Source organism: Paenibacillus sp. CAA11 (assembly GCF_003060825.1).
In the GTDB taxonomy this organism is placed as follows: Bacteria; Bacillota; Bacilli; order Paenibacillales; family Paenibacillaceae; genus Fontibacillus.
Map to the genome: position 1 here is coordinate 2,708,882 of NZ_CP028922.1, position 14,255 is coordinate 2,723,136.

Consider the following 14,255-nt stretch of genomic DNA (forward strand, 5'->3'; position numbering starts at 1 on the left):
TTAAAAGTTAAGGCCTGTAATCCAGAGCTTTCTTCATGATTGCCAGCAATGTTCATTTCATTAACCAGCAATTATTCCTCTGTATGCTTACGGTAAGCTTCTTCGTTCAGCAGCTTTCCTAGCGCATGACTACTATCTTCCGACAGACGAATTTCCACCATCCATCCAGCACCGTAAGGGTCATTATTTACGAGCTCTGGTGCACTTTCAAGCTCCCCATTAATTGCGGTCACATGCCCGCTGACCGGAGTGAACAAATCGGATACGGTCTTTACAGATTCAATCGTGCCGATCCCGTCTTCCGCCTCAACCTTGGTGTCAATGTCAGGCAGCTCTACGAATACAATATCCCCAAGCCGGTGCTGTGCAAAATCCGTAATTCCGATCCGTACACTGCCATTCCCCAAATCCTGAACCCATTCATGCTCTTCACTATACCAAAGTCCGCTCTTCACTTCACTCATCGCTCGTCTCCCACTCCAATCCCTAAAATTTCATCCCAATATGGTGGTGTCATATTTACTCTAACAGCCTCCGATTACAAGTCTAGATTATTCATTCAGAAGGCAAATGTCAATATACCTCACACCTTTATTGCGATATTTGGGAAATCATAGATAATTTAATTATAGAAAGCGCTACCGAAATATTCAATTAAAATTTTTATGACAAATTAGTTGACATACATGCTCTCTTCACGTATTAATGGACTTATGAAGAGCGGGTGAACGTAAAGGGAGAGATTACCCTATTAATTTGTATGAGGTAACGCCGAAGGAGCAAGCTATCCCTTCCTTGGGATTGTGAATCTCTCAGGCAAAAGGACCTTTACCGGACGCATCTCTGGAGAGCATTTGGCCATATCGTCGTTAGGGCCAAATCACCCAAGGGGAAACGCGCTGCATCAGATGAAGGTGCATTTGCGGCAACTCTCAGGTACCGAGGACAGAGCCTTCGAAGGACGAATCGCATAAAAGCCGGTAGCCCCGGCATTTTGCGATCTCTTCTTTCGCTGCCTGTCCTTTTTTGGCGTACTATCACATTGATTAAGAGGTGATTTCATTTGTCAGATCTGCAAAGAACCCCGCTTTACCCATGCTACGCTACCTTCCCGGGTGTTAGATGCATCGATTTTGGGGGCTGGGAGCTTCCCGTTCAATTCGAAGGCATTCAGAAAGAGCATGAGGCTGTTCGTAAACGTGCAGGGTTATTCGATGTGTCTCATATGGGTGAGTTTCTCCTTCAAGGCCCTGGCGCGCTAGCATTTATTCAGCAAATGACTACGAACGATGCGGCCTCCCTGCAAATCGGAGCGGCCCAATATACTTTGATGTGCTATCCGGATGGCGGCGTTGTGGATGACCTGCTTGTATATCGGCTGGCCGAGCAGCAATTTATGCTCGTTGTGAATGCCTCCAACCTCGCCAAGGATTGGGAATGGCTGCAACAACATCTATCTGAGGAAGTCTATCTGACGAACATCTCTGATCAAACGGCCCTCCTCGCGCTTCAAGGACCTTTGGCCGCCGACATTCTGGTAAGCGCTGCTGGGAAGGAGCCGTCTAAGCTTGCCCCTTTCAGATTTATCCAACATGTGCAGCTTTTCGGGGCCGAGGCGCTCATTTCTCGTACCGGTTATACCGGAGAAGACGGCTTCGAGCTGTATCTTCCTGCAGAGAACGCCGCAGCCGTCTGGAACGGCCTGCTTGAAATCGGCAGCAAGCACGGGTTACAGCCTGCGGGGCTTGGAGCCCGCGACACTCTTCGCTTCGAGGCCAAGCTGCCGCTTTACGGGCAAGAACTGTCCAGCACAATCTCTCCGCTTGAAGCCGGTGTCGGCTTCTTCGTGAAGCTGGACAAAGGCGATTTCATCGGCCGCGATGCGCTGGCTGCTCAGAAGAATGCTGGCCCTCCCCGCAAGCTGGTCGGGGTTGAAATGATAGACCGGGGCATTCCGCGGAGTCATTATCCCGTCTATTCCAGTGGTGTTCGCATTGGTGAGGTAACCACTGGAACACAGTCTCCTACGCTAAAGCGTAATTTAGGGCTTGCTCTAATTGACAGCCGTTATGCCTCGTTGGGAACACCGGTCGAGGTAGAAATCCGGGGCAAGCGCCTTCAAGCCCAAGTTATTAAGACTCCTTTTTATAAACGACAACCATCCCCTCCAAAAGGAGCTGAACCGTCATGATCAAACACCACTATTTGCCGATGACAGAAGAATCTCAGGCAGAAATGCTAGCTACCGTTGGCGTCAATTCTATGGACGAACTGTTCAAAGATATCCCTGCATCCATCCGCTTTCAGGGCGAACTGCCTGTATCTTCCCGCCTGGATGAATACAGCCTGACACGCCATATGTCAGCACTTGCTGGCCGCAATGCTCATTTTGATAGTCATGTCAGCTTCCTTGGCGCAGGAATCTATGATCATCATGTTCCTTCCGTCATTAATCACATCCTCTCCAGATCCGAATTCTATACAGCTTACACCCCTTATCAGCCGGAAATCAGCCAAGGAGAGCTGCAGGCCATTTTCGAATTCCAATCGTATATTTGTGAGCTCACCGGCATGGCTGTAGCCAATGCCAGTATGTATGACGGAGCAACAGCATTAGCTGAAGCGGGATCGCTGGCTGCCGCCGCAACCAAACGCAAGCAGATTATCGTCTCTCAAACCGTGCATCCCGAGTCAAGACAAGTGCTTCATACGTATGCCCATGGGCTAGGTTTAGAGATCGTAGAGATTGAAATGCAAGATGGAACTACAGATTTATCCGCTCTACAACAGGCGGTTAATGAGAACACGGCTGCCGTCCTGATTCAAAGCCCGAATTTTCTCGGTTCCATGGAGGACATCGAGGAGATCGGCAAGCTGATCCATGCCTACAAAGGGCTGATGGTTGTAAGCAGCAATCCATTGTCATTAGGCCTGCTGGAGGCTCCGGGTATGCTAGGGGCGGATATTGTGGTCGGCGATGCGCAGCCTCTGGGAATATCAGGCTCCTTCGGCGGCCCAACCTGCGGCTTCTTCGCCGTCTCCGAAGCCCATATGCGCCGCATGCCAGGACGAATTGTCGGTCAGACCACCGACAAGAATGGCAAACGCGGCTTCGTGCTGACCCTGCAAGCCAGAGAACAGCACATCCGCCGGGAGAAGGCAACCTCCAACATTTGCTCCAACCAAGCCCTGCTGGCACTCTGCGCTTCAGTCTACCTCTCCGTCATGGGAAGACGCGGTCTTGTTGAAGCAGCCACTTTGAATCTTCATAAGAGCTGCTATGCGAAAGAGCGATTAAGCCAGATTCCCGGGATAAGCATCCCCTTCTCCGCCCCAACGTTTAATGAGTTTGTCATTAAGCTTCCGCAAGGGGCACAATTTGACACGCTGCAGAGCAATCTGCTCGCGGCCGGCTTCATTGGCGGCTATGATCTTGGACGTTCCTACCCAGAGCTCGCCGGCCACATGCTGATTGCCGTTACGGAACGCCGCAGCAAGGAAGAAATTGACCGGTTCGCCGGTGTACTGGAGGAATTGCTATGAGTGACAACCAACAGGCAACCCATGACAAAGCTCTGATCTTCGAGCTTAGCCGCCCTGGGCGGACGGCTTATTCCCTGCCAGAGCTGGACGTGCCTGCACAGCCGCTAAAGGAGTTAATCCCCAGCAAGATGCTGCGCAAGGAGGAAGCTGCCCTGCCGGGGGTCTATGAAGTGGATGTGATCCGCCATTATACCGAGCTGTCGCGGCGGAATTTCGGTGTAGATAACGGCTTCTACCCGCTCGGTTCCTGCACGATGAAATACAATCCCAAGGTCAATGAAGATGTAGCCCGATATGCAGGGTTTGCCAAGATTCATCCCTTGCAGCCGGAACAAAGTGTGCAGGGAGCCCTTGAGCTGCTCTATACCCTGCAGCAGGATCTGGCCGGGCTGACCGGTATGGATGCGGTTACCCTGCAGCCTGCTGCAGGCGCTCATGGGGAGTGGACCGGGCTGATGATGATCCGTGCCTATCATGAAGCGAGAGGCGAGCATCGGACGAAAGTCATCGTGCCGGACTCCTCCCACGGGACCAACCCTGCCAGCGCCTCCGTTGCGGGCCTGCAGACCATTACCATTCCTTCCACAGAAGAAGGCCTGGTTGATTTGGATGCTCTCCGCGGTGCAGTAGGCAATGATACTGCGGCCCTCATGCTGACCAATCCGAATACGCTTGGCTTATTTGAAGAACAAATCGTTGAAATTGCGGAAATTGTCCACGATGCTGGCGGTCTTCTCTACTATGACGGAGCCAACTCGAATGCCATCATGGGGATTACACGCCCGGGAGATATGGGCTTTGATGTGGTGCACCTTAATCTGCATAAGACCATGAGCACGCCGCATGGCGGCGGCGGACCCGGTGCGGGTCCGGTAGGAGTGAAGAGCCTGCTGTTTCCTTACCTGCCTCAACCTGTGGTAGAGAAGCTGGAGGATGGAAGCTATGCATTCAGTAAACCGAAGAATACATCCATTGGACGTGTAAAGGCCTATTCCGGCAATTTCGGTATTCTGGTCCGTGCTTACGCTTATATCCGCAGCTTTGGCCCGGAGGGCTTAAGACGTGTCTCCGAGTGTGCAGTATTGAATGCCAACTACATGCGGGCAAGGCTGGCCCCCTATTTTGAGATGCCATATGACCGGATCTGCAAGCATGAATTTGTCATGTCCGGCAGCGGTCTAAAGCCTTTCGGAATCCGCACCTTGGATGTCGCCAAGAGACTGCTGGACTTTGGATATCATCCGCCTACCGTCTATTTTCCGCTCAATGTTGATGAGTGTATTATGATTGAGCCTACAGAGACGGAAAGCAAAGAAACGCTGGACGGCTTTATTGATGCTATGATTCAAATTGTACAGGAAGCCAAAGAGAATCCTGATCTTCTGCTCAACGCCCCCTACAGTACACCTGTTACCCGCTTGGATGAGACGGGAGCAGCAAGAAAACCAGTGCTTAACTGTGCTTGCAGCTAAGAGTTAAATTCGGGGAGGCACACTAATAAACCCCAGAGTTATGGGGCCTATAAGGTGTTCTGCGATACCTTAAGGCTAACCGCTCTGGGGTTTTTAAGATTGTGTTGATACTGCTTATAACTTAATGATCTCCTGCCGATTCACATTTGGAACTATTTAAGAACTCTTCCAGTGTATATTGATTCTCCCGACTTTTATAGAAATCCGCTGGCCGGAGGCATCTGGAGTGTGCCTTCTTCGTCACTGAATTCTGTATCGAAATACTATCAATTTTGATAGGAAGCTGTTTCTGCCATTCATAGAGCTCCTTATACGCCGCCTGTTGATCCTCATTAGACTCCACAGGAAGTGCAACCTGAACTTCATGAATACGGCAGATGTTAAGATCAGCACAACCGCGTGCAATAAGGAAGGTATCGTCTTTTTTGCCACCCTTACCCTCCGGATACTGATAGCCCTTCTTGAGTAATTGCTCCTTCACCTCGTCATTCAGCAGGCGCAGCTTCATATTGGTATAGCTGTAAGACAGCTTGTAATCACTCACCTTCCCGGCCCGATGATCCACAATAAGCTGGAAGCTCGATTGGTATTTATCTTGAAAATGTCCATCCACCAAATACCCCAGGAAGCCACTGTGCAGAAAAACTTCATCAATAACAGCTTCTTCCCTATATTGGGTGCTGACATACTGCTTGGCGATCTCCTCGGCTCTCTGTTCGCTCACATGTACATTACCTGCGGCCAATACCGTAACCGCCATTACAATCCACAAGGCTGGCAGATTCGCTGCCACAACCGCCAGTTTGTATTTCCGAAACACAAAGAATAGCCAGCAGCATAACGATATCAATAAGGCAGCAGGATAATATATTAATAGCTTATCAAATACGTACAAATATAAGGGAAGCTGATAATCCTCGGGAACCTTTAGATTAGAGCTAGCTATCCAGTAGAAAACGGGATAAAGCACCACTGCCAGCAGCCAGAGCACATGTGACACAGTTTGTACAATTATAGCGTTCTTCTTAGACATCATGTCCCTCCTTGATGAAGATTCCTCATTTACCCATGTGAGGTCTATCATACCTAATTATGACCAACAAAAAAAGACCGGCAATAGGCCGGTCCTCCATGCTTAAGCTGCGTATAGATTTTCTTATTTAAAGACTTTCACGCGTTCTTCAACGGGTTGGAACTCTTTGTCGCCAGGTTCGAAAGTTGGCTTACCAAATGGCATTTGACCAATCAGCTTCCAGCTGGAAGGCAGTCCAAAAGTGGATCTAACCTCTTCATCAATCAGTGGATTGTAGTGTTGAAGCGATGCGCCAAATCCTTCTTCCTCAAGCGCAGTCCATACCACTAATTGCAGCATGCCGTTGGATTGATTTGCCCAAATCGGGAAGTTATCAGCGTAAAGTGCGAACTGCTCTTGCAGTCCTTTAATGACATTCTCATCCTCAAAATAAAGCACGGTTCCATGTCCTGCACGGAAAGAAGCGATCTTCTCGGAAGTGCTTGCGAAAGCCTCCTCGCTCTTAGCAATCTTTCTTAGAGCTTCAAGAGTGATATCCCACAATTTATTATGGTTCTCGCCGAAGAGAACAACAGCGCGGCTGGTCTGGGAGTTGAATGAAGTTGGTGTGTATTTAACAGCATCTTGAACAATTTCAACAACGCGGTCATCAGAGACAGGAGCTTCTTTGCTGATTCCGTAATAAGAACGTCTGTGCTTCAATGCTTCAAAAAAAGATTTTGCCATTAGAAATGCCTCCTCAAAGTTCTGTTTCATTATTCTGGATCCATGATCTAGTCATCTAAGGTTGTGACAAAACAAGAGCTGTTATTCACTAAATCATTACTGTAGAATCCCAAAATCGAATCAATTAATAAACAATTGTTAATTACTTTTCGTTATATAATATATAATAGTAATACTACGAAGTCAACATTTTATTTACATCTTTTTCTTTCTATACCCTTATTCTCTTCAACTTCTATGTTGCCGCACCCTTTCCTTTAACCTTCGGCAGCCCAAAAAAAGAAAAATACGCTACTCCTTATGCGGAATAGCGTATCTCTATTACATTCGTTATTGATAAAATTACACTTGGATAAACAGGCTGAATTCAGGACCGTTCTTGACCGGCTCCTGTGCCATGGTATAACCGTGCTTCACAACTTCCTCCGGAACGTTCCGAAATGCAGAAGAACAGTCTGAAATCACCTGGAGGGTCTCTCCCTTCTTCATCTCTTGCAGTGTCTCGAGGGTGTAGATGACTGGATAAGGGCAAGATTCACCCCGTAGGTCTAATGTCAAATCAACGTTCATGTGTAACATCACCTTTCTTGAATCCAACGCCAAAGCGGTAATTTTTTTGCCAGTACGAAGCAATCGCAAATCCGACGCCAAGTACAAGCAGGGTAACAATCAATGCAGCCGCCGGCCCCATGACAGTGATGAGGTTCACAGGCGAGCCACTCTTCACAAGAAGATTATATACCCCCATGTGATCCCATGCATATGCCAAAGAAGTGGCGCCGATAATATTTCCAACAAACACAGGCAAAAAGACGACCTGTCCTTCCATCAGTCGGTACATCATACCGGTCTCACAGCCACCGGCCATAACAATCCCCAAGCCGAACAGCAGACCGCCGATCAAGGTGCTCGGGGCGGCAATTTTCGTAATCGGATCCATGCCATGAACAAGAATAATGATCAGCGTAGCGACAGAACTAACCGCCATACCAATAGTAATCGCCTTCGTCATCGTAGCCCGGCCGCTGATCCACAGATCGCGAAAGGCAGAAGTGAAGCAGATTTGTCCACGTTCTATCAAAATACCGAATGCAGCCCCAAAGAGAGCAGCTGTCCCCAGCATAATCCGGCCATCAACATAGAAATAGACGACCACCCCCCCGTAGACAAGAGCCAAAATCGCGCCCAGGAGCGGCTGCCGGGTCTTCCCCTGCTTCACTGACGGCACGGCAGTGCCCTTTCTCAAGACAGGCTTGCCTTTCCACCACTTGGTGTTGACCAGCTTGGCCCCCAAGAAAGTCCCTGCAGCCGTTGCCATAATAAAAATCCAGGAATGGAGCGAGAATTGAGGCACTCCGGTAAAAAAGGCTGCAAGATTGCAGCCCAGAGCCATACGAGCTCCGAAGCCGGCAATAATTCCGCCAGCAAACCCCTGTACATACCGCCGTTTCTGTCTTGGCAATCGAATCTTAAAATTACCGCTTAGGAGAATTGTAATCAAGGCTCCAGCAAACATCCCCCATACGATCCAGCCATCGGTCCGCGTCCAGGTTGTTCCGTTCATGTGAACCAAACCGAAATAAGCCCAGCCAGATACATCTACCCCGAAAAACTCCAGAATATGCCCTCCCAGCCGGGTAAACTCACCGGTCACAGCCCATACCGTATTGGTAATACCGAAATAGACTGCGCTCAGAATCCCAGCCAGAGACATAACCAGATAGGGGCTCCAATAACTTCCAAACCACATTGAATATAACTTTTTCACTTGCTCCAATAACTCCTCATTCGCTAGAGTCGACCACTCTATTCTATTTTTATCCCATTAGTATATTTTACTACAAAATCCTCCTCTCTTGTTGGTGAAATTTGACTTGTATTAATTCAAAAGAACGTGGAGTGCATAAAGCCCCAGTCTTGCTAAAACCTGCTTATAAATAGGTTAGCCATGCCGGCCCTGCACCGTACAGATCATCAATGGCTTCGATAATCACCTTCTGCGCGATATCATAAGCCGCAGCAATGTTACCAATCTGATGGTCGACATCTATCTGCCGGGTCACCCGGTACGGTTTCATGTGGTCAGCAGCAGCAGGTAGGCTAAACTCATGCTTCCACAGCGGCCCTTCTATGCTGGCTTCGCACAAGACATTCACGTCAAATTCACCCCGATGGAAGGTAAGCTTTACAAGATAGTGATGCTTAGTCACTCTCGTAATCGTGTAAGTACCACCGCTGCTATATTTAGAATTATAGCTAAAGCCGCGCTTTAGGAAATGACGCTTAATCGCTTTTTTAACAGATAACGGTTCTGCGATATAATCTCCAATCCCAAGTGGTTCCAGCTTAAACGGATAACAGGCCCCTTTTAGATTGCCATCTTCATAATATGATTGCACGATTCGCTGTCCGGCCATTATTTTCTCGAATACTGCGGCTGCTTCTTCCTCATTCGAAGGAACCGCAAAAATGCGTTCATGATAAATCTCACCAATTTCCTCCAAAAATTGTCGTTCGCCTTCCATAAGCTCCAGCTGAGGAGTTCCTTCGGAAAGATCACCAAGCTCCACGATCGCATCCATAAAATTGCTTCGTCCCGAAATCCACCAATCACTCTGCACCCGAATGCACGGTGAAGGATAATCGCTCTCTCCAGGGATACCAGGTACAAACAAGCTCGTCTGAGCATGCATTCCCTTTGCAATAAAAGGGGCCGGCACTGCCTTTACAGCATCTGGATTCCGGCTAAGCATTGGAAGACGATCAAATATAAATATCGCTTGATTCAGTGGGTAGCGGCGTGGAATCCCGCTAATGATTTCTACGGTATCTTGCATCTTAAGTGATGTGGTACAACCACTTGGATTAGCCCCCTCCCATGCAGTTGGGAGGTTGGACAACCTTCGCTCATGTCCCAGTACCGTCTCCGACGTGTAGAGAAATCGCTCCAGTGCCGGATTGTGTTTTACGAGCCGATCAATTCCAGATACTCCGTTCACCAAATCGCTAAGGAAAAATTTAATATCTTGGGCCTCATATGTAGCCCCCATAAATGCCTGTCCGATCCGTTCAATCAATACTTGGGGCGTGTCCTTCTTGCCTAATTGATAAATGATGTTCCGATATAACTTCATGAGCACACTCCTTATTTGTCGTACTCTCTCTAGTTCCTCCTGTTCATTCTTGAGAAGCTAACTCCATTCCTTTTTATCGTTTATGAATAATCTTCCTTCCTTGTAAAAATACTACGGAGTAAAGGGAGGCTGATGCTTTATGTGTCAACGTTTTTCCATGACGGCAGAGCTGCCTGAGGTTCAAGAGCATTTTCAAATCGACCGGGTGATGTTCTACTATAGGAACCGCTATAACATCAGTCCAACACAGCTAACATCGGTAGTGCTGCTGCAGAACGGGGAGCGAATTCTGGATGAGTTCCGCTGGGGCTTGGTTCCGTACTGGGGAAAAGATGCAATCAACGCAGATATCCGCAATGTGCACGGCAATCCAAGTTACCGTAAAATCGTGGACAAGCAGCGGTGTGTCATCCCCTGCAATGGATTTTATTATTGGAAAAAAGAAGGCAAGAAAGCATACCCTGTACGAGTGGTCATGAAAAACCAAGGCATGTTCGGAGTAGCCGGTCTGTACGAAATTTGGCGGGATGCACGCGGGGAACCACTCCGTACCTGTACCTTGGTCATGACAGAAGCCAACCCGCTGATCGGCGAATATGAGAGCCGGATGCCAGCGATTCTGTCCGCGGAGGACATGAACCGATGGCTCGATGAGAAGGCGAACGACCTAAGCTCGCTGGGTCCGATTCTGCGGCCGCACAGGGCCGATGAAATGCATGCCTATGCGGTGACACCCCTGATTGACGACAGCCGATATGACACTGCTGAATGTATTCAGGAGATGGATCTGCAGCAAGCATGGGTTAAGAGACGCTGACTTTTAGTACTTTTGGAAGCGGATTTTATGAGGACAGAGCTTTCTCTATAGCTTATAGATTTATTAATTACTGGTCAGCGAGCTACACCTATAAAAATTGATGCAGGGCACCTGGGATTCCTTTGAATACCAGAGCCCCGCTGCTAACCAGACTCCAGATTCTATACTTTATAAAAGAGAGACCGATAATCTGCTGCGAAGATTCTACTACTCTAGTTACGACACATCCAGCGTCAATGAAGCAAGCATCATTTTGTTCTTCTTGCAGTTCCTTCACTGATTTCACAATGAGTTCATCCAGTTGATCTTCTCCGCAACCTTTGACCTTGCCATATTCCCACAATCGCAGCAAATGAGCTTCGTTTGCAAGCTCCAGCCATTCTGATTCGTATTGTTGTCTACATACAGCTCCCAAGGGGAATCCATCACTATATTTACTTACGATTTCACCGTAGTGTTCTTGGCTTAATAACCCTCGAGCAATCGGAGAGATCCCTTCTTCTCGTTCTAGTGTAATCGTATTATAAAGCTCTGAAATATTGACTATATTTACGGGCTGCTTTCGTTTCCTCAACAAATACAATACAAAGCGCAGCCCCGTCTGATCGTGTGCATTATTAGCACACCATATGACAACATTTTTACTCTCCGAAATGCCCTTTATTAATCTCACCATGGGCTCAAGCTGATGATCTTGATTGTAGCTAACCCCATATCTGTAGTCTTCGTCATGTTCAATTAGCCAATCTAGCCTGTCTTGCTGTCCAGCTGACTTATCTAAATTTTTGATTGGACCCATCGCGAACATCTCATTAAATGACAGCACTTTGCAATACTTCTGTTTTCCGGTTTTACTAAGAGCCACTTTCAAAGACCCCGCATCAGAGAGGCTAAATACGATGTGGACCGTTGTTTGCAAAGCCTCAGCCTGCAAGCGAAGGCCTACCACTGCCTTCATACGCTCCTGAATTAAATGAAGCAGTCCTTCTGCTACCCTCTTCTCTTCTCCTTCTGCATTAGCAGCGTTAACATTCGCGGTTCTTACTAAGTCATATAGAAGCGCCCTAACTTCTTTTTCTCGTAACTGGCCGAGGTTCTCGTAAAGGTTGTCCATTCATTATCCTCCAATCTATATAGAATGAATTAAAGAAATGAACGTTATAAAGCCGTATTAGGCCCTGATAATAGAAAGTTCAATGTAAAACAAACTTTAGTTCAATCTATCTAGCCCCAAAAACAGAAGCAAATCTAAAGAATCTATTCTATATTTGTTCTTTAGTATCCTGCACATTAGTTGTAACCTGCATCCTAAATTTGTCTGCTGTCTCTTCCTATACTTCTGCCTTCATTACATTTCATAAGAAAAAAGAGCACTTGCTGCAGCAAGTGCTCTATCTTCCTCCTCTAAAGCGCTGGGTATAGGCTTTTGCATCCTCCACCGTGCGCACTCTGTTGCGGCTCCACTCCAGCAGAATCCGATCAATATAGCGAAAATGGACTTTTCCCGCAAAGACCGCTTCTTTAAGGGCCATACGAATTAGATCCTCAGGATATCCATCCTGATCCAGCCAGCCGGATATCGTCTCACATTCCATCGGTGATAACGGGCGGGCAAATTCTTTCTCGAACACAATGAATAGATTGTGATTCGGCTCCGGGTCTTCCGGCTGAACGGCTGCCTTCGTATCATGAATCTCCTCTGTGCGGCCGTTTTTGCGGGCAGCAGCAAATTCTTCAGCCAAGCAGCTCCCAAGCTTTCGGTACATCCCTGTGAAGTTATAGCGTTCCGCTTGCTTCCCGGTTGCTTCATCCGTTACTTCGTCAATGGCCAGCCAACCTTCCTTCACCAAACGGCGAATCGCAGTGGAGACGGTACCGGAAGCCGCGCTCATTCTTTGCTCGATTTCCTCCATCGATGGAAAATCTCGGCCTTCCACCTGCCGGAAGGAAAGAAGGTGGATCAGCAGCATCGCCTCCATATCACTCAGCTTTAGACGGCGGTAATGTGTCAGCAGCACAAAAGGGATATTCGCTGTTCCTGTCTCTAGCCCATAGGCGATGCCACTGGCCCACAGCTTCCATCCATCGCTCATTGCCATCGATCTCACCTTTCTCTTCATTGCTTTATAGCGAGACAACGACCAGAACAGAATGCCTTTTGCGCGCTCTGTCCTGGTCGCTTATATGTTTGCTTGTACTATGCTATTAAATATAACTGATTATGGATAGAGACGGTACAGCGTACGAGGAAATGGAATCGTCTCACGTACATGATCCAATCCGCAAATCCAAGCCACTGTGCGTTCCAGCCCCAGACCGAAACCGGAATGAGGAACCGATCCGTACTTACGAAGGTCCATGTACCACTGATAAGCATCCTCAGACAGATCATGCTCCTTGAAGCGCTGCTCCATAAGTTCAGGATCGTCAATCCGCTGCGAGCCTCCAATGATCTCTCCATATCCTTCTGGAGCAATCATATCGGCACACAGCACAACCTCTGGACGATTCGGATCCGGCTTCATATAGAAAGCCTTGATCTCGGCCGGGTAATGCGTGATAAAGACTGGCTTGTCGTACTTCTCAGCGATAGCCGTCTCATGCGGCGCACCGAAGTCTTCTCCCCAAGGGATATCGAAGCCCTGGGATTGAAGAAACTCAATGGCCTCATCATACGTAATGCGTGGGAACGGTACGGTGATGTTCTCCAGCTTGGATACATCCCGGCCGACCGCTTCCAGCTCGGACCGGCAGTTCTTAAGCACAGATTGCACGACATGTGCAATGAACTGCTCCTGAACCTGCAAGCTCTCCTCGTGCTCAGTGAAAGCCATCTCTGGCTCAATCATCCAGAACTCGATTAAGTGACGGCGGGTTTTGGATTTCTCGGCGCGGAAAGTCGGTCCGAAGGAGTATACTTTGCCAAGCGCCATGGCTGCAGCTTCCATATACAGCTGACCGCTTTGCGTCAAGTATGCATCCTCTTCAAAATATTTGGTGTGGAACAGATTCGTTGTTCCTTCTGCCGAGGTTGGCGTAAGGATCGGAGGATCCACAAGCGTAAATCCGTGCTGGTCAAAAAATTCCTGTACTGCGCGAATAATCTCGGCACGAATCACCAGGATGGCACGCTGTTTGGATGAACGCAGCCACAGATGGCGGTGGTCCATTAGGAAATCAACCCCATGCTCCTTCGGTGTAATCGGATAATTCTCTGTAAGATGAATAACCTCGATATTCGTAACCGTCATCTCGAAGCCGGAGGCGCTTCGGGGCTCCTCACGGATCACACCTGTCACATACAGGGAGCTCTCCTGGGTTAAGCTCTTGGCATTCTCCCAGGTTTCTTCCGATACCTCACTTTTTACTACTACCCCTTGAATATAGCCTGTCCCGTCGCGAAGCTGAAGGAACTGGATTTTACCGCTTGAGCGCTTGTTGTTCAGCCAGCTGCCGATCACGACAGTCTCTCCAACATGCGCATTAACCTGACGGATCACCGTTTTGGTCGCCATCTGAATAACCTCTCC

The 14,255-nt window shown here is 48.3% G+C and carries 13 protein-coding genes and 2 riboswitches; of the genes, 4 read left to right on the top strand and 9 right to left on the bottom strand.

Features of this window, described 5'->3' with window-relative positions:
* Positions 1 to 71: 71 nt before the first annotated feature.
* Positions 72 to 464 (bottom strand): glycine cleavage system protein GcvH, encoded by a 393-nt coding sequence (gcvH, locus tag DCC85_RS12505; protein ID WP_108465891.1) that lies wholly within the window; start codon positions 462 to 464, stop codon positions 72 to 74.
* Between the two features lie 260 nt (positions 465 to 724).
* A riboswitch (glycine riboswitch) is annotated at positions 725 to 838 on the top strand.
* A gap of 3 nt (positions 839 to 841) precedes the next feature.
* Positions 842 to 951, top strand: a riboswitch (glycine riboswitch).
* Between the two features lie 112 nt (positions 952 to 1,063).
* Between gcvH and gcvT the strand changes: the two genes are divergently transcribed.
* From gcvT to gcvPB, 3 genes are read left to right on the top strand one after another with little or no spacing between them, the layout of a single operon-like run.
* Positions 1,064 to 2,191 (top strand): glycine cleavage system aminomethyltransferase GcvT, encoded by a 1,128-nt coding sequence (gene gcvT, locus DCC85_RS12510; RefSeq protein ID WP_108465892.1) that lies wholly within the window; start codon positions 1,064 to 1,066, stop codon positions 2,189 to 2,191.
* Positions 2,188 to 3,543 (top strand): aminomethyl-transferring glycine dehydrogenase subunit GcvPA, encoded by a 1,356-nt coding sequence (gene gcvPA, locus DCC85_RS12515; protein ID WP_108465893.1) that lies wholly within the window; start codon positions 2,188 to 2,190, stop codon positions 3,541 to 3,543. Before gcvT ends, gcvPA begins: the two co-directional genes overlap by 4 nt.
* Positions 3,540 to 5,015 carry an aminomethyl-transferring glycine dehydrogenase subunit GcvPB gene (gene gcvPB / locus DCC85_RS12520; protein ID WP_108465894.1) on the top strand — a complete coding sequence of 492 codons (1,476 nt, stop codon included), beginning with the start codon at positions 3,540 to 3,542 and terminating at the stop codon, positions 5,013 to 5,015. The genes gcvPA and gcvPB overlap by 4 nt, the downstream gene beginning before the upstream one ends.
* 121 nt (positions 5,016 to 5,136) lie before the next feature.
* Here the strand turns inward: gcvPB and DCC85_RS12525 are convergent, their stop codons facing one another.
* The 5 genes from DCC85_RS12525 to DCC85_RS12545 form a co-directional block, all read right to left on the bottom strand.
* Positions 5,137 to 6,048, bottom strand: a complete 912-nt coding sequence (locus DCC85_RS12525; protein ID WP_108465895.1) for a DUF4118 domain-containing protein — start codon at positions 6,046 to 6,048, stop codon at positions 5,137 to 5,139.
* Positions 6,049 to 6,171: 123 nt separating this feature from the next.
* Positions 6,172 to 6,774 carry a nitroreductase family protein gene (locus DCC85_RS12530; protein ID WP_108465896.1) on the bottom strand — a complete coding sequence of 201 codons (603 nt, stop codon included), beginning with the start codon at positions 6,772 to 6,774 and terminating at the stop codon, positions 6,172 to 6,174.
* Positions 6,775 to 7,116: 342 nt separating this feature from the next.
* Complete coding sequence (gene yedF, locus DCC85_RS12535) at positions 7,117 to 7,344, bottom strand: sulfurtransferase-like selenium metabolism protein YedF (RefSeq protein ID WP_108465897.1); 228 nt, start codon at positions 7,342 to 7,344, stop codon at positions 7,117 to 7,119.
* Entirely contained in the window at positions 7,334 to 8,542 is a 1,209-nt protein-coding gene (gene yedE / locus DCC85_RS12540) for a selenium metabolism membrane protein YedE/FdhT (RefSeq protein WP_108467848.1), read from the bottom strand. The genes yedF and yedE overlap by 11 nt, the downstream gene beginning before the upstream one ends.
* A gap of 163 nt (positions 8,543 to 8,705) precedes the next feature.
* Positions 8,706 to 9,908 carry a hypothetical protein gene (locus DCC85_RS12545; protein ID WP_108465898.1) on the bottom strand — a complete coding sequence of 401 codons (1,203 nt, stop codon included), beginning with the start codon at positions 9,906 to 9,908 and terminating at the stop codon, positions 8,706 to 8,708.
* A gap of 139 nt (positions 9,909 to 10,047) precedes the next feature.
* Here DCC85_RS12545 and DCC85_RS12550 point away from each other — a divergent pair, with 139 nt between their 5' ends.
* Positions 10,048 to 10,725, top strand: a complete 678-nt coding sequence (locus DCC85_RS12550) for an SOS response-associated peptidase (RefSeq protein ID WP_108465899.1) — start codon at positions 10,048 to 10,050, stop codon at positions 10,723 to 10,725.
* A gap of 88 nt (positions 10,726 to 10,813) precedes the next feature.
* Here the strand turns inward: DCC85_RS12550 and DCC85_RS12555 are convergent, their stop codons facing one another.
* The 3 genes from DCC85_RS12555 to asnS form a co-directional block, all read right to left on the bottom strand.
* A complete protein-coding gene (locus tag DCC85_RS12555; protein ID WP_108465900.1) occupies positions 10,814 to 11,839 on the bottom strand; it encodes a DUF1835 domain-containing protein in 1,026 nt (341 codons plus the stop codon).
* 277 nt (positions 11,840 to 12,116) lie between these two features.
* Entirely contained in the window at positions 12,117 to 12,818 is a 702-nt protein-coding gene (locus tag DCC85_RS12560) for a DnaD domain-containing protein (RefSeq protein ID WP_199909917.1), read from the bottom strand.
* Between the two features lie 126 nt (positions 12,819 to 12,944).
* On the bottom strand, positions 12,945 to 14,240 hold the full coding sequence (gene asnS / locus DCC85_RS12565; RefSeq protein WP_108465902.1) for an asparagine--tRNA ligase: 1,296 nt from the start codon (positions 14,238 to 14,240) through the stop codon (positions 12,945 to 12,947).
* Positions 14,241 to 14,255: the final 15 nt, after the last annotated feature.